Annotated in this window: 15 protein-coding genes and 1 pseudogene; 6 read left to right on the plus strand and 10 right to left on the minus strand. The window is 60.7% G+C overall.

Annotation, left to right across the window (positions count from 1 at the left end):
- Positions 1 to 558 (minus strand): efflux RND transporter periplasmic adaptor subunit (locus MOV74_RS06710; RefSeq protein WP_246919206.1); only part of this gene is annotated, 558 nt, incomplete at its 3' end.
- Positions 559 to 791: 233 nt separating this feature from the next.
- On the opposite strand from MOV74_RS06710, the gene MOV74_RS06715 reads away from it, so the two are divergent.
- From MOV74_RS06715 to MOV74_RS06725, 3 genes and pseudogenes are all read left to right on the plus strand, one after another.
- Complete coding sequence (locus MOV74_RS06715) at positions 792 to 1,370, plus strand: TetR family transcriptional regulator (protein WP_246919210.1); 579 nt, start codon at positions 792 to 794, stop codon at positions 1,368 to 1,370.
- A 29-nt stretch (positions 1,371 to 1,399) separates the two neighbouring features.
- Positions 1,400 to 2,251 carry an alpha/beta fold hydrolase gene (locus tag MOV74_RS06720; protein WP_246919214.1) on the plus strand — a complete coding sequence of 284 codons (852 nt, stop codon included), beginning with the start codon at positions 1,400 to 1,402 and terminating at the stop codon, positions 2,249 to 2,251.
- Positions 2,252 to 2,474: 223 nt separating this feature from the next.
- Positions 2,475 to 3,561, plus strand: a pseudogene (locus MOV74_RS06725) (iron-containing alcohol dehydrogenase).
- Positions 3,562 to 3,845: 284 nt separating this feature from the next.
- Here MOV74_RS06725 and MOV74_RS06730 read toward each other — a convergent pair.
- Entirely contained in the window at positions 3,846 to 4,478 is a 633-nt protein-coding gene (locus MOV74_RS06730; RefSeq protein ID WP_246919217.1) for a 2-hydroxychromene-2-carboxylate isomerase, read from the minus strand.
- 233 nt (positions 4,479 to 4,711) lie between these two features.
- Between MOV74_RS06730 and MOV74_RS06735 the strand changes: the two genes are divergently transcribed.
- On the plus strand, positions 4,712 to 5,224 hold the full coding sequence (locus tag MOV74_RS06735) for a helix-turn-helix domain-containing protein (protein ID WP_246919307.1): 513 nt from the start codon (positions 4,712 to 4,714) through the stop codon (positions 5,222 to 5,224).
- Between the two features lie 306 nt (positions 5,225 to 5,530).
- On the plus strand, positions 5,531 to 5,998 hold the full coding sequence (locus MOV74_RS40790) for a MarR family winged helix-turn-helix transcriptional regulator (RefSeq protein ID WP_258719512.1): 468 nt from the start codon (positions 5,531 to 5,533) through the stop codon (positions 5,996 to 5,998).
- A gap of 90 nt (positions 5,999 to 6,088) precedes the next feature.
- Here the strand turns inward: MOV74_RS40790 and MOV74_RS06745 are convergent, their stop codons facing one another.
- The 8 genes from MOV74_RS06745 to MOV74_RS06780 all read right to left on the minus strand — a co-directional run bounded on the left by MOV74_RS06745 (position 6,089) and on the right by MOV74_RS06780 (position 13,524).
- On the minus strand, positions 6,089 to 6,352 hold the full coding sequence (locus tag MOV74_RS06745) for a PepSY domain-containing protein (protein WP_246919223.1): 264 nt from the start codon (positions 6,350 to 6,352) through the stop codon (positions 6,089 to 6,091).
- Between the two features lie 160 nt (positions 6,353 to 6,512).
- Positions 6,513 to 7,148, minus strand: a complete 636-nt coding sequence (locus MOV74_RS06750) for a response regulator transcription factor (protein ID WP_246919226.1) — start codon at positions 7,146 to 7,148, stop codon at positions 6,513 to 6,515.
- 162 nt (positions 7,149 to 7,310) lie between these two features.
- The gene (locus tag MOV74_RS06755; RefSeq protein ID WP_246919229.1) at positions 7,311 to 7,940 is read right to left on the minus strand and encodes a response regulator transcription factor; all 630 of its coding nucleotides are present in this window, start codon (positions 7,938 to 7,940) and stop codon (positions 7,311 to 7,313) included.
- An 86-nt stretch (positions 7,941 to 8,026) separates the two neighbouring features.
- On the minus strand, positions 8,027 to 9,058 hold the full coding sequence (locus MOV74_RS06760) for an ATP-binding protein (RefSeq protein WP_246919232.1): 1,032 nt from the start codon (positions 9,056 to 9,058) through the stop codon (positions 8,027 to 8,029).
- Between the two features lie 522 nt (positions 9,059 to 9,580).
- A complete protein-coding gene (locus MOV74_RS06765; RefSeq protein ID WP_246919236.1) occupies positions 9,581 to 9,817 on the minus strand; it encodes a hypothetical protein in 237 nt (78 codons plus the stop codon).
- A gap of 33 nt (positions 9,818 to 9,850) precedes the next feature.
- Entirely contained in the window at positions 9,851 to 10,498 is a 648-nt protein-coding gene (locus tag MOV74_RS06770; protein ID WP_246919239.1) for an outer membrane beta-barrel protein, read from the minus strand.
- A 303-nt stretch (positions 10,499 to 10,801) separates the two neighbouring features.
- Positions 10,802 to 12,064 carry an arginine deiminase gene (arcA, locus tag MOV74_RS06775; protein ID WP_246919242.1) on the minus strand — a complete coding sequence of 421 codons (1,263 nt, stop codon included), beginning with the start codon at positions 12,062 to 12,064 and terminating at the stop codon, positions 10,802 to 10,804.
- Between the two features lie 26 nt (positions 12,065 to 12,090).
- The gene (locus MOV74_RS06780; RefSeq protein ID WP_246919244.1) at positions 12,091 to 13,524 is read right to left on the minus strand and encodes a basic amino acid/polyamine antiporter; all 1,434 of its coding nucleotides are present in this window, start codon (positions 13,522 to 13,524) and stop codon (positions 12,091 to 12,093) included.
- A gap of 196 nt (positions 13,525 to 13,720) precedes the next feature.
- On the opposite strand from MOV74_RS06780, the gene MOV74_RS06785 reads away from it, so the two are divergent.
- Positions 13,721 to 14,407, plus strand: a complete 687-nt coding sequence (locus tag MOV74_RS06785) for a hypothetical protein (protein ID WP_246919247.1) — start codon at positions 13,721 to 13,723, stop codon at positions 14,405 to 14,407.
- The last annotated feature ends 183 nt before the right edge of the window (positions 14,408 to 14,590 follow it).

A 14,590-nucleotide genomic window follows, 5' to 3' on the forward strand; every position in this document is an offset into this window, starting at 1 on the left:
CGTTCCGTCCGCATCCGCAACCAGGAGCGAGTAGGTCGCCTGGTTCTCGGCGACCTCTGCGTCGGCTTCCGCTGCAGCAAGCTGCGCTTTGGCGGTGTCCGACGCGGCCTTGGCCTGCTCGTAGCGCTGCTTGGACGTCCACCCGTCGTTCATCAGGTTGGCGTAGCGCCGCTCGTCGGCGTCGGTCTGAACGACAGTTGCGCGCGCTGCCGCAACCGCATTGCGCTTCGCCGTAAGCGCGAGACGGAGGTCGGTTTCGTCAATCCGCATCAGCGGCTGACCGGATTTGACCTGCTCACCGACGTTCACCAGTCGCTCGACGATCTTGCCGGCGACGCGGAAACCGAGATTGCTTTCCACTCGCGCGCCGATGGTCCCGGTGAAACCGCGCTCGGATCCGCTGACCCGCGAGGCCGTGACCAGACGGACCATCGGGGGCTCCTGCCGGGGGTCGCTGACCGCCGAGGCTTCATGGGAGGGAATCGCAAGAGCAACGAAGGTCGCCACCCCCGCCGGGACCAGAATACCGGCCAAAATCGCAAAACCCCGCATCTTCATTGTCAGTCTCCCGAATTAGATTTCATACGAACTCTATATTCCAGTTAGATGTCGAATGCAATCTAAAACGAGAGGGAGGCAACAAGAATGTAATTTTGTCCCTAGGAAGGCGTAAAAAGGGGTGGCCGGAGCGGTTCCATCCTAGTATTTCGCCTTCCGCCTCTTGATAGATTGCGTTCGGCTTCTATTTGCCGTAATAGAGTTCGAATGCAATCTAAATATGGAGGGTGCTAATGCGTGTCAGTCGCGCTCAGGCCGCGGAAAACCGCCAAACCGTGATCGATGTGGCCAGTCGCCTCTTCAGGGAGCGCGGCTTTGACGGCATCGGGCTCAAGGATCTGATGGAGGGGGCCGGGTTAACCCAAGGCGCCTTCTACAAGCAATTCGCGTCCAAAGTGGATTTGGCGGTCGAGGCGTCCCGGCGCGCATTGGAGAGCGCGTCCGGCCGATGGTCGGATGCGGCCACTCAGAATCCCGATGATCCGCTTGGCGCCGTGATCGGGTTTTACTTCAGCGGCGACCATCGCGGAGAAAAGATGGACGGTTGCCCGATCGTGGCGCTCGGCTCGGATGCCGCGCGTCAAGGCCCCGAGGTGAAGGCGGAATTCGAAGCGGGAATCAAAGCGCATCTCGACGTGCTCGGCGGCCTCATCGCCGGGACCGGCGATGAAGCCTCGCGGGGCAAGGCCATGGCCATTCTCGCGACGATGGTCGGCGCGGTGACGCTGTCGCGCGCCGTCAACGACCCCGATCTGGCTCAGGCCGTTCTGGATGCCGCAGCCGAACAGGTTCGCGACGCCGCTGCCGCTTGAAAGCGCCCCTCAAAGCACGGAGAGATCTCATGCTCAGCATGACCGAAGCCAAACCAAGTTTGCTGAAGATATCGAACAAGCTAAGCATACGTTTTCAAAAGACCGGCAGCGGGCCTCCGCTGCTCCTCATACATACGATCCGGACGCAGCTCGAATATTTCCGCGCTCTTGCGCCCCTCCTCGCCAGATCGCACACGGTGTACGCCATTGACCTCCCGGGCCACGGCCACTCACCAATCGATGCAGGCGCGAGCTTCGACGAGCCCTACTTCAGGCGAGCCGTCATTGGCTTCATCGAGGAGCTCAATCTCTCGGACCTCACGATCGTCGGCGAGTCGATCGGCGGCGCATTGGCCCTCACGGTGGCGGCATCGCTTCCGCAGCGGGTGAAACGGGTCTTTGCGGTCAACTCCTATGACTATGAGACCCGCTACGGCGACGGCATTCGACGCGGCAACTGGTTCGCGAATTTCATCATCGGAAGCTTGCAGGTCCCGGTGCTCGGCGCGATCAATGCATCGCTCGAAAACAAGCTCGTCCTCGGCAAGATCATGAGTGGCGGATATCACGACCCCGGCAAACTGCCGGCGGATCTGCTTACTGAGTTCGATGAAGTTGCCCGCCGCCCGGGATACAAGCGGGTCGCACGCAAGGTGCTGGCAGGCTGGCAATCCTGGAGCAAGGCCCGTGATTACTATCGGCAGATCTCAGCGCCCGTGACGCTCATTTATGGCGATAGCGATTGGTCTCGTCCAAACGAGCGCGAACGCACACGCGCGCTCATTCCTGCCGCGCAGATGCTGACACTCAAGAATACCGGCCACTTCTCGGCCGTCGAGCATCCATCGGAGCTGGCTCGCTTGATACTGGCGGCAGAATGACCGCATCAGCGACAGCGAACGCCACTCATCCGGCGAAGGCGACAGTCGCGATTTAACTCTCAGCACGTTGCAGAGCTCCAACGTGCTGAGATACCGACGCGAACTTACATAATATAACGCCTGGCTGTCGGGCATCTGGTGGGAGGACAGAATACGCAAAACCGGTGTACATAATTTTCCGGCAATTGACCGTGTCATCTATGGCAAACTCGCCTCTGAAGCTATCCGCGAAGAGGCCGAGAGACTTGGCGCAAAGCGCGTCTTCCTCATCGCCAGCCGAACCCTGAACTCCAAGACCGACGAGATCGAGAAAATCCGGCGCGCGCTCGGCGACAAGCATGCCGCGACCTTCGACGGAATTGCGCAGCACACGACCCGCAAGCAGGCTGCCGAAGTCGCTCGTCACGCAAAGAAGGCGCAAGCCGATCTCGTCGTGGCTGTCGGCGGAGGGTCCGCGGTCGATCTGGCCAAGATCGTCATCATGGCGATGGAGCACGATATTCGCGATGAAGCTGGCTTCGATCCCTTTCCGATGGGGCCGGGCGTGAGCCAATCGCCCTTCCGCTCGCCGGCAGTCCGGCAGGTCGCGGTGCCGTCGACGCTGAATGGCGGGGAATACAATGCCGCAGCGCTCGTCACCGATGAGCCAGAAGCTGAAGCAGATCTTCTTTCACCCCCAGATGATGCCGGTGGCGATCATTCTCGACCCCGCCCTCACGCTTCATACGCCGACAAAGCTCTGGATGGGATCGGGCACACGCTCGATGGATCACGGCATCGAAGCATTGTGCTCGCCGCTCGGCACTCCCTTGGCTGACGAAGTCGTCCTGGCGGGCATCCGCACGCTGCGTGAGGGAATGCTCCAGACCTTGCGACAACCCGACGATCTCGAGGCACGCCGATTGTCGCAATATGGCTCAAGGCTCGCGTCGTACGGGCTGCAGGCCCGCGTTCCCATGGGCGCAAGTCACGGCATTGGCCACGTGCTTGGCGGGACGTTCGACGTTCCCCACTATTATTGCACACCCGTCACCATGCCGAGCCTTCTTCGTTACAACAAGCCAGTCACCGAGGAGGCGCAGAAGCGTCTGGCGGCGGCTCTGGGCGCTCCGGGTGGCGAAGCCGCAGATGCCTTTGCGGAATTCACCAGGAGACTTGGACTGCCCGGGCGGCTCGCCGAGGTCGGCATCGGTGAAGACAAGTTCGATCAGATCAGCAAGATCGCGATCAATCATCGCTTCGTAAAGGCCAACCCGCGCCCCTTCAAGGACGAAGCCGACATCGTCGATCTGTTGCGCATGGCCGCGTAGCCAGCGGCACTGGGAAGGCAACGGAAGCGAGGCGATCCCGCCTCGCTCGTGGGGCCTCCAAGCCGGGAAGTGCGCGTTCGTGAGTTCAGACAGGCTCTACGAAGGACAACGCCAGGCATGATCGCCTCCGCTCCGACGGCCGAACAACGGCACGCCGAAATTCCGGGGTCAGATCGAGCACGCGAACGCCGTGAAGTGGGCCGGGCATAGGCAGTCTCCCTGATTTTACCTCTGTTCCGGGTCCGAAAATGGCTTTCGCCATTCAACCCGGACAGTCGGCGCCGTCAGGCCGTCTTGGAAACAGGTTGTCTCGTTTGCTCGACGATGGACTCCTCGACATCGCGGATCTGGTCCTTGCCGAAGAACATTTCCCTTCCGACGAAAAAGGTCGGAGAGCCGAATGCTCCTCGGCTGACGGCGTCGGTGGTCAGATCAATCAGCCGCTTCTTGACGTCATCCTGCTGTGCACGCGCCATCAGCCGATCGATATCGATGCCCGAGGAAACAAACGCGCTGCGGAAGATTTCGAGATCGTCCATTTTCTTCGGCTCTTCCCACATGTGATGATAGGCGGCGCGAAAATAGGACTCGAACACGCCCTCGAACTGGGCGGCGACAGCACCGCGCATCAGCATCAGCGTGTTGACCGGAAAGAAGGGATTCTGGCGAAATTTCGTGATGTTGTGGCGTCGGATAAACCGCTGGATCTCCAGCGCCTGGTATTCCGGCTTGTTCTTGATTCCGTGAAGCGATTCGAACGGCGACATGTTGCCGGTCGCCTTGTAAATTCCGCCAAGCAGAACCGGGACGTAGGTGAATTTCACGCCGGTCCGCTGCTCAATGCCCGGAATGGCCACTTCCGCCAGATAGGCGTTCGGGCTACCGAAATCGAACTGGAATTCAACTTTCAAGGTCATCGCGGCTTCTCCCGGAGATCGCATGGCAGGCACTGGCGATCCACCCGCCAGCCCTCGTTTCATTCACCATATAGTTCTAAAATAGAACTGTCAAATGTACCGGCACTATGGCTGGTTTCCCATGCCTGGAAGGGGATTGTTTGGAATTTAGTGCCTATCTAGAATGGAACGGACCGCGCCCGGCCTCCGCGAAACTTCGGAACGGCCCATGCCGGCACGACTGGAGCGTACGGATGAAGTGGAAAGAACTCGAGGAAGAGCCGTGTTCGATGGCCCGAACCATCGGCGTGATCGGTGATCGCTGGACGCTTTTGATCCTGCGCGAATGCTTCCTGCGCACGCGCCGCTTCGAGGGGTTTCAGTCGGCGCTGGGAATCACACGACACTTGCTCGCCGAACGGCTGAAAAAACTGGTTCGGCAAGGCATCCTGCGCCGCATTCCCTACCAGGAATCGCCCAAGCGCCACGAATATATCCTGACTCAGAAAGGCCTCGACCTCTATCCGATCATGATGGCGATCGTGCATTGGGGTGATACTCATATGGTCGACGAGCGCGGCCGCCCCTTGCTGCACCAGCATCGCAAATGCGGAAAGGACTTCGATCCGGTCATGGTGTGCGCCGAATGCGGCGAGCCGCTGTCGGCCAAGGAGGTTCATACTCACCCGGGGCCGGGCGCCCGCGGCCTCCCGGAGAAAAGCGCACCGGAGGTCCGGAAGACAAAGACGCGCTCGCGCGCCGCTTGAGACGGCAGCGCACGCCACGCTGCCGCGACGCTGAATACGCTCTTACACCAAGACCACATCGCGGCCCGGTTCTTTGGCGTAGAGACGCTCGATCTGCTCGGAGCGAACTTTCAGCGAACGCCGCGTGCGGAAGCAAATCGCGGCGCTGACGTAATACGTAAATTCTATTAATGAACTTATTTGACCCTGTGTGCGCTGTGGGAGCGCAGGCATCGGAGCCTGAGCCGTCACGCTTCCTCGCGCGCGGTTTGGGACTATCGACAACAAACGGAAGCCGTGTGATATCTTGGGTTTGAGAGGGTATTGATGCCGAGAGCAGCAGCAAAATCATCCGATCTGGTCGATGACCCAGCGCGCTGTAACTGCAATCAAGTCCGCCGCGCAGCCAGGCGTCTCTCCCGGTACTATGATCTCGCGTTAGCCCCGAGCGGGCTCAAATCGACGCAATATAGTCTGTTGAGTTATCTCGTGACCTCAGGGCCGATGACCATGGCCCGGCTCGCCAAGCTGATGTCGATGGATCGTGCGACCACGGGCCATAACCTGAGACCGCTCGAGCGTGACGGTTTCGTTGAGATTTCAGTCGGCGAGAATGACCGGCGGGAGCGCATCGTCACCGTTACAAAACAGGGACATCGGAAGCACGCCCGAGCCTTGGCTGCATGGCGGCGCGCGCAGACAGCCTTCGAAGAAGCCATGGGCGAACGGGAAGCCGCCGATCTGCGCGATTTGATGAACCGGGCCGTTGACGTCCCTCTCCCCCGCCCTGAGTAGATCGCATGGCGGAATGTGGCGCTCCGGCATCGAGCGCCTGACTTCGCTTGTGCGCCGGCAATACCGCCTGCGACAGTGGGGGAACCTCCGCTAGCGATCAGGCCTCGCGGATATGATCTCGCCCGTCTTGGGATCGGCGTGAAACTTCATCTTCTGACCATCCTTGATGCCTTCGCCTTCCCAACGGCCGTCATCGGCTTCTATTTTGCTGACGAGCGTAAAGCCCGACTTGAGAACCTTGTCGATGACTTGCTGAATGGGCATCCAGTCAGCCCCCGGCCGGTCGGCATGCGCGATGCTTACGGCAACTGCCGACAGGACGACTGCAAGAACAACAGGTGCACTCCTCTTCATGCGAACCTCCTTGTTGCGGGGGCTGACAAGTCTCGCAGCATTGCGGAACCAGGACACTCCCGAATTCAGCCTAGGGCGATAAGGGATAAATACCGACACCACCGGCCGTGGCATAAGCGACACGGGCCTACAATCGTTCCGTTGTTCGGCCGGCGGTCTCTCAGGGCGCCACCAGTTTCTTTCGAATGGCGTAACGGACCAGTTCAGCGGTCGACGACATCCCCAGCTTGCGCATCGCCGAAGCGCGATGGGTCTCGACGGTCTTCACGCTCAACTGCAGAATGACGCTTATGGACCTGTTGGTATGTCCTTCCGCGATCAATTGGACCACGCTCTGCTCGCGCGAGGTGAGCAGCATATCCGACTTGTTCAGCTTGTTGAGCTGGTAGTCGCGGAGCAATTTCTCCAGCAACACGCTGGTGAAATAAGGTCTGCGATCCAGCAGCGCTTCGACGGCGGACAGCAGGTGTTTCCTCGCATCCGATTTGAACAAGAAGCCGCGGACACCCGCCAGAATGGCCTCGGTCAGCAGCTCTTCGTTTTCATGCATCGTCAGAATCAGAATTTCACTGCGCAGGTGAAGTGACTTCAATCGGCGGCTGACCTCCAGCCCATTCATGAGGGGCATCGAATAGTCGACGATCACGACGTCCGGCTTCGTCTCCAAAGCCAATGCGACGGCCTGCTCGCCATTCGTTGCTTCGCCGACAACGATCCAGTCGGAGCGCGTGTCGACGATCGCGCGCAGCCCTGAACGCACGACTTCATGATCATCCGCAATCAAGATGCGCTTCACGGCATCGTTCTCCTATCCGACCGCAATCGGCGGAGATAATCGGCAGCAGAACAGTCGAGCGATGATACCGATCGCGGGCCAGAGCATTATCCTGCAAAACCCCGAGATGGCCGGGCGAATGTACCGACGCGGCCGCGACCACCACCCCCCAGCAAGGAATTGTCACGCCTCGACCAGCTGCGCGCGGACGGCGTATCGGACCAGGCCCGCAGTCGAACTCACGTCCAGCTTGCGCATCGCGGCGGCCCGATGAGCCTCAGTGGTCTTGACGCTGAGGTTGAGGATCGCACTGATGCCCTTATTGCTGTAGCCTTCGGCAACCAGTTTGACGACGAGTTGCTCGCGCGGAGTGAGGCCCGGGTGCCTGTCTGCATTGCTGCCAGATCCGCCGTTCAGTTCGTTCCGGCACTTTTCGCTACAGAACCGCTTGTGCGCCAGAAGAGAGTCGACGGCCGCCATCAGCAATCTGTTTGCGTCCGATTTCACCAGGAAGGCGCGCGCACCGGCCTCAAATGCCTGCTGGGCGAGTAAACCGGAGTTGTGCACCGTGAAAATCAGGACCTCGGTCTGCAGCGGATATTCCCTGATCCGCCGCGCGACCTCCAGTCCGGTCATCCGCGGCATGGAAAAATCGACGATGGCCACGTGAGGTCGGCTTTCGATCGCCGCTGTGAGCGCCTTTCCGCCATCGTTCGCCTCGGCGACCACTTCCCAGTCCGCTCGTTGTTCGAGCACCGCCCGCAAGCCCGACCGTACCGCCTCGTGGTCATCAGCGATGAGAAAACGCTTCATGGCGAGCACTCCAGTGTCTCTACTCGGCGGCTGGGGCCGAAACGAACTCGTTCCACCTACCGCCGGTGATCAGTGTTTTTCTTCCCTCAGTGGGCGCCTGCGGGGACTCCCATGACAGTGGCGTCCTTTCGCCGGTTTCGCTTGTTCGTGACCAAGGCATGCGGAAAGACTGCGCACAGAACCGTGCCGGAACGATGCGTTGCCGGATCGGAGCGGATCTCCAGCGAACCTCCGATCTGCTCAAGTCTTGCTCTCATGGCTGGAATTCCAACGCCGGTCGATATCGCCTGGTTCGCGCGGCCGGCCTGAAGCCCGCGCCCGTTGTCGCTGACGGTCAGCCGAAAATGGCGGCCGGTCCCGTCAATGACGATGCTCACCTCCGTTGCCTTTGCATGGCGGAATACGTTCGTGAGAGCTTCCTGAACAACCCGAAGCAATGAGCGCTGCTTCTCGTAGGGCAATCGATCGACGCCGGCCAGGATCCTGGTTGTGACCCGCAACGACGTGCGCGCCGCGAATCCATCGGCATAGTGCTCGATCGTGGCCTTGAGCCCTTCGGCTGTCAGATTCTGCGGGTGCAGCAGGTAGGCAAAAGCGCGGATTTCCCTGAGCGCCTCATCGATCGACGCGTCGATCTCATCGCAGAGGCGCTCGGCCCCGACGGGATCGCCCATGCTCCGCCGCATCCGCATCAGACCGAGACTCGCGGCAATCAGGTGCTGACACGTCGAGTCATGCAGATCGGACGCGATCCGCTGCTGGATATCCTCCTGAATGGAGAGCAAATTGACGCTCGCCTGCGCGGCATCCGATCGTTCAACGTCGTTTTCGAAAAGTCCATTGCGCGCGACGCGATGGCTGCCGATCAACCGGACCGCACCACTGGCCACGGTGTCCATGATCGGAACGATGGTCGTTTCCATGTTCTGGGGTTGGCCGCCAAATGCAAGGCGGTGGCGAATCCTGACCTCCGTTCCTTCTGCGAGGCACGCGCGGAGAGCTTCGCTGACGGCTCTGGCGTCGTCCCTGCCGAGACAGTGGGAAACGTCCATCTCCCGGATGTCTTCCGACGAGACGCCGAGAAGAAGCTCGAACGCCGGATTGATCCCCTCATACACGAAGTGCACTCCAAACGAAGGGCGTACTGCAAAGAGGAGATCGGGCGAGAAGACCCAGTAAAGGCGTTCGCAGGTTTCTACCGAGCCAAGTCGCAACCACCCTCTGACCCTGGTTCCACTCGACTCGCAGGCGGGCGAGCTATGTAATTTCACGGGACGCACTCACTATTCACCGGTGACGCCCGACGTTGAAGCTCAACATATTTGAAGCTCAATATATTGAGGCTAAAGATCGAGCGTCTCCTCCCTGCCCCGCCGGCGAGAGTATCCATCAACGGATCAGGAGACGCGCGCCCTTGGGGTCAGCAGATTATACACCGTCAGGTTGCCCACACCACCAAGTAGTATTGCTGACGGAATAAAATCTTGCATCGGTGGAGGCGACATCGGGAGGGATCGGATGTGCAGTTTTTGCCAGATTATCCCGCTGCAATTCAAATATGGTGCAACAGATACTCAAGCGCAGCAAATAGCTTTCACGATTGCGTCGCGGCAATCGCACCATGGCTGGGACGCGATGTGCTAGCGGCTCATATCGCCGCTCGTGTTCGACTTGTTCTTCTTTCCTTTCTTCGCGTTTCGGGCTGCCTGTTGAGGCGGCGCGATCACCAGCGGATGAGACGGCACCCGTAGCCGCTGTGTGCCGGCATCGTCCCTGAGTGCGTCGGTATCGAGACGCTGGCTCCGGTCGGCAGAGTCGCGCGGGTCCGCGGCTGCGGCGGATGCTGCCGACAAACCGACAATGACCCCGAACAGCACCCAAGCACGCCTCAACATCATCTTGCAGACCTCTCAAAAGGCAAAGTCAAGCCGGGGACCAATCCTGAGATCCCTGTAGCGCCGCACCATGACGTTCGATTCTCGTGCCTCGTACAGCACACTCGTCGTAAGCGAAACGTTGCTGGCAAAATTATACTTCAGGCCGATATCCGCGGAGTAGATTTGATCCTGTCGTCCCCTGTTCAGCCCGTCGGTGAACCAGAACGCTTCGAACAACGGCGTGCTCACGATCGACCATTGCGGATCGAGCTTGACCTCAATGCCGAGCAAGGCATCGAAGCGCCAGCGGCGAGCTTCCGCAAGGTCGGAAAACCGGTAGGTCAACAGCAACAGCGGCGAGAATGTCACATTGTTCACGCGAAAGTCGCGCGCCACCGAGCCCATCACGTCGTCTGAGGTGAAAGCGAGATCGCGATAGACGCCGTCGAAATCGCATCGGTGCTCGTAGATGGCGGAGAAGCGCCAGCCGTCCCAATTCTCCGTCAGGCGTGCTCCCATCCGCGCCACTGCGGCATTGCCGTCCTTCTCTCTCGCAAAGGCGTCATATTGTGCGCGTGCATAGAGCCGGTACGACAGGTCATCTGTGAGGTTCCCGTCCAGCCTGACGCTTACGTCGGGCTCATAAAAGAAATCCGACTTGCGATTGTCGCGGCTGAACAAGGCATTATCGGTAAAGTTCGACGTGACGGAGCCGACGACACTCCAGGACGGAGCGGAGTAATACGGTACGGGGCTGCTCGCCTTCAGCTCGGTGGAATCAACGTCCGCTGCCCAAGCAGTGCCGGCTCCCAACAACCCCAAGACCGACAAAAGAGCTCTCGACCCGCGCATGGTGCTCCTCGATGGCTTTTGCGTGCACCAGGAATCGTCTTAGCCTGGGCGACGATTTTGGCGTGTTAGTGGTACGATTCAAAATCAGTGATTGAATCGATGGACCCAACCCAACCAGTCGATCCGCATGGTCTAGTAGTCCGCCGGATCCCTGGTGATCGGGCAGGTCATGCAATGACCGCCTCCCCGGCCCCGCCCGAGCTCTGCCCCGACGATGGTGACCACCTCGATCCCTTCCTTGCGCAGCAAGGTGTTGGTGTAGGTATTGCGGTCATAGGCGAACACTACGCCCGGGGAGGCGCAAACCAGATTGGCGCCGCTGTCCCACTGTGTGCGCTCACGCATATAGGCGTTGCCTCCGGTCTCGATCACACGCAGTTTCTTCAGGCCAAGGGCTTCGGCCACGACGTCCACGAACGGCTTTTCATCCCTGCGCAGCTCGAGGCCGGCCGAATTGTCGGCTGGCCGGTAGGAAAAGGCCGCGACGTTGTTGACGATGTCGGGATACAGCAGAACGCAATCCCTGTCCGCGAACGTGAAGACGGTATCGAGATGCATCGCGGCACGGAGCTTCGGCATCGCAGCCACGATCACGCGCTCCGCCGCCTTCTTCTTGAACAACGCCGCGGCGACTTGGCTGATCGCCTGCCGCGAGGTGCGCTCGCTCAACCCGATCAGCACGTTGCCCTTGCCGATCGGCATCACGTCGCCGCCTTCCAGCGTCGCAAGACCGTGGTCCCGTGTCGGATCGCCCCACCAGACATTGACCTTGCCGGCGAAATCGGGATGGAACATGTAGATGGCTGTCGCAAGGATCGGCTCTTCGTGCCGCGCCGGCCAGTAGAGCGAGTTCAGCGTGACCCCGCCGTAGATCCAGCAGGTCGTGTCCCGCGTATACAGCGTGTTGGGAAGCGGCGGCAGCAGATACTCGGTCATCCCGGCGGCTTCGCGGACGAGCTTGAGCATCTCGCCGCCATGGGCGTCCGGGAAGTCATGGGTCGAAACGCCCCCAATCAGCGTTTCGGCCAGGTCGCGCGGCTTGAGGCTTTCCAGGTAGCCCCGCAGCTCATCAACGAGGCCGAGGCCGACCTGATCGGGAACCACCTGGTTGTCGAGAATCCACTTCCGCGCCTCGGGGATCGCGACCGTCTCCGCCAACAGATTGTGCATCTCGACGACTTCGATGCCGCGGTCGCGCATCTTCTGCACGAAGTCGAAATGATCGCGCTTGGCATTTTCGACCCACAGCACGTCGTCGAACAGCAGGGTGTCGCAATTGGACGGCGTGAGGCGCTGATGGGCGCGGCCGGGTGAGCAGACCATCACCTTCCGGAGCTGACCGACCTCCGAATGGACCCCGAAGGAAACCGAGCTGTCCGATGCCTGCTTTGCCATGGGAATTCTCCCGGGAGTTGCCTTGCCTAGATGGTGATGTAGCCGGTGGCCAAGCCGTGGATCCCGACGGCGGCGCCGACGGCGGCGGCGATGAAGATGACCCACTCGACGGCGGTAAAGACCCTCGCCTTCTGTTCCAGACGCGCCCAGAAGTAGAGTGCCGTACCGGGCGCATAGAGGATCAAGGACAGCAGCAGGAACTTCATTCCGGCGGCGTAGATCAGGAATAGCGTGTAGATGACGGCGATGCCGGCGAAGACCATGTCGCGCGTTCTGGCGCGGCCGCTCTTCTCATAGGTCTCGCCCCGCCTGCTCAGCTGAAGCCCATAGGCTGCGACGAGGAAGAACGGAATCAGCGACATCACGCTCGTCAGATTGAGCATCAACGCGAACGCATCCTGCGACCAATAGGTGCTGATGACGAAGAGCTGAACGATCACGTTGGTAAGCCAAAGCGCCGCAGCCGGCACCTTGTTCGCATTTTCCGTGCCGAACAGGGCCGGCATGTCCCTGGTCCGGCCGGCGGCGGAGAGCACCTCGGCGCAGATCAGCGACCAGGCGAGATAGGCCCCCAACACCGAAACCAGAAGCCCGACACTGACGAAGATCGCGCCCCAATGTCCGACGACAGCTTCCAGCACCGTCGCCATCGACGGCTGCCGCATGCCGGCGATCTCGGCGCGGGGAAGCACGGCATAGGGCAGCATGGTCACGAGCACCATCAGGCTCGTCACGACCGCAAATCCCAGAATGGTCGCAGCGCCGACATGCGCGCGTTCCTTGGCGTAGCGCGAATAGACGCTGGCACCCTCGATGCCGAGAAAGACGAACACGGTGACCAGCATGGTCGCGCGAATCTGCTCGAACAAACCCTTGTCCGGCATGCCCTCACCGCCCCCGAAATTCGCTCGAAACAGGTCTGCCTTGAACCCGACGATCAGGATGACGATGAAGACCAGGATCGGGACGATCTTCGCGATCGTCACGATCGTGTTGATCGCGGCCGCCTGCTGCACACCGCGCAGGATCATGAAGTGGAACAGCCAGATTCCGATCGAGGCGACGACAATCGCGATCACGGTGTTCCCATCGCCAAAGACCGGAAAGAAAGCGCCCAGCGTCGACTTGATCAGCACCCAATAGGAGACGTTGCCGATGCAGCTGCCGATCCAGTATCCGAAAGCCGACAGGAAGCCGGGATAGTCGCCAAACCCCTCCTTCGCATAGGCATAGACGCCGGCATCGAGCTCGGGCTTTCGTTCCGCCAGCGCCTGGAACACCCGCGCGAGGGTGTACATGCCGCCGCCTGCGATGCACCAGGCGAAGATGGCCCCGAACGGTCCGGTGGCGATACCGAAAGTTCTCGGCAGTGAAAAAATGCCCGAGCCGACCATCGAGCCGACCACCATCGCGGTCAACGCGAACAGCGAGAGCTTTTGGATTGACGACGTCTCAGTCATGTGAAGACCTCGCGACACGAGCGAGCGTTGCGTCCCGGTCGATCGACTTGCCCACCGGTTGCACCATGCGCCTTGCGCCGGGACTGGAATATCGGGTGATTACCTAGTCGAGGATCGGGATTCTCCTCGCCAGCGGAGCGCTCACAATGAAGCGGAAGCTTCGGCTGCTGGCTTTTCTCCGAACCAGGTCACATAGATGGCTGCCGGGCCCATCTACGTCGGCCTGGGCCATGATCGCATCACTGGGCTCCGGGGTGTCGCACGCGCCTTGCCGTTGGGCGTCCCGGCCTTCGCCGTCGCGGGTATCACGCTGGTGGGCGTGCAGCCGAGCGGCGCCTCACTGGCGAAAGAGCTCCTGCAGCGGGCTGCGGCCGGGACCGGGCAGTGGTGGTGGGCAATCGCCCTCGAAGCGGGCGGAATGTTCACGGCCGCCTACGTGGTGCTGGTGCTGGCTCATGCGCTAGCGCCCTCGAACGGGCCGACTGCCTTGCGCGGCCCCACATCGCGCCTCCGGAACACGGCAGCGCTCGTCCTGGCATTATTCTCGCTATTGCTGGGACTCCTACCTTGGAATCCCTATCTGCCAATCCCGAACATTTCGACGTCAGGCCTGTTCGAAACCGGGATGCTCCCCAAGACGTTTGTGACCGTCCTGGGGGGCATCGTGCTGGCGGTTCTGCTCACGCCCTCCTCGCAGCAACTAGGGTCTTCGGCGCGTTGGAAGTTCGCCACCAAAACGCTCGATCCATTCCGGCGCGTTTGCGGTGCATCTGGCCGTCTTGTCGAGCGGGGCAACGGCATTCTCTGCCAATGGCCGGCGGCAAGCATCTGCCTTCTCGCGCTAGCTTTGCTATTTGGCACACTGATGCTTATGGCCTTGTGAGACGAGGGCTCAAGCATCGGTTGCGAATGGCGTGCCCTCCACTGCCATGATCAGGAACATTCATCCCTATGGCTCCAGGGTTTTCTCCGATGCCGCCACGGCGGACCGGCAGCTAATCTTTGCCAGCGTGTCTAGCCGGAGCCTACCAGGCTTGCCCGGCGGGACTCGATCCAGCAGGAGGCT

The sequence above is a fragment of the Bradyrhizobium sp. SHOUNA76 genome, from assembly GCF_023006445.1.
In the GTDB taxonomy this organism is placed as follows: Bacteria; Pseudomonadota; Alphaproteobacteria; order Rhizobiales; family Xanthobacteraceae; genus Bradyrhizobium.

Excerpts from the sequence above, each read along its gene's own strand:
- MOV74_RS06735 (WP_246919307.1), top strand. The coding sequence starts at position 4,712 with ATGAAGTGGAAAGAACTCGAGGAAGAGCCGTGTTCGATGGCCCGAACC.
- MOV74_RS06730 (WP_246919217.1), bottom strand. The coding sequence starts at position 4,478 with ATGACCTTGAAAGTTGAATTCCAGTTCGATTTCGGTAGCCCGAACGCC.
- MOV74_RS06715 (WP_246919210.1), top strand. The coding sequence starts at position 792 with ATGCGTGTCAGTCGCGCTCAGGCCGCGGAAAACCGCCAAACCGTGATC.
- MOV74_RS40790 (WP_258719512.1), top strand. The coding sequence starts at position 5,531 with ATGCCGAGAGCAGCAGCAAAATCATCCGATCTGGTCGATGACCCAGCG.
- MOV74_RS06745 (WP_246919223.1), bottom strand. The coding sequence starts at position 6,352 with ATGAAGAGGAGTGCACCTGTTGTTCTTGCAGTCGTCCTGTCGGCAGTT.
- MOV74_RS06755 (WP_246919229.1), bottom strand. The coding sequence starts at position 7,940 with ATGAAGCGTTTTCTCATCGCTGATGACCACGAGGCGGTACGGTCGGGC.
- MOV74_RS06780 (WP_246919244.1), bottom strand. The coding sequence starts at position 13,524 with ATGACTGAGACGTCGTCAATCCAAAAGCTCTCGCTGTTCGCGTTGACC.
- arcA (WP_246919242.1), bottom strand. The coding sequence starts at position 12,064 with ATGGCAAAGCAGGCATCGGACAGCTCGGTTTCCTTCGGGGTCCATTCG.
- MOV74_RS06720 (WP_246919214.1), top strand. The coding sequence starts at position 1,400 with ATGCTCAGCATGACCGAAGCCAAACCAAGTTTGCTGAAGATATCGAAC.
- MOV74_RS06785 (WP_246919247.1), top strand. The coding sequence starts at position 13,721 with ATGGCTGCCGGGCCCATCTACGTCGGCCTGGGCCATGATCGCATCACT.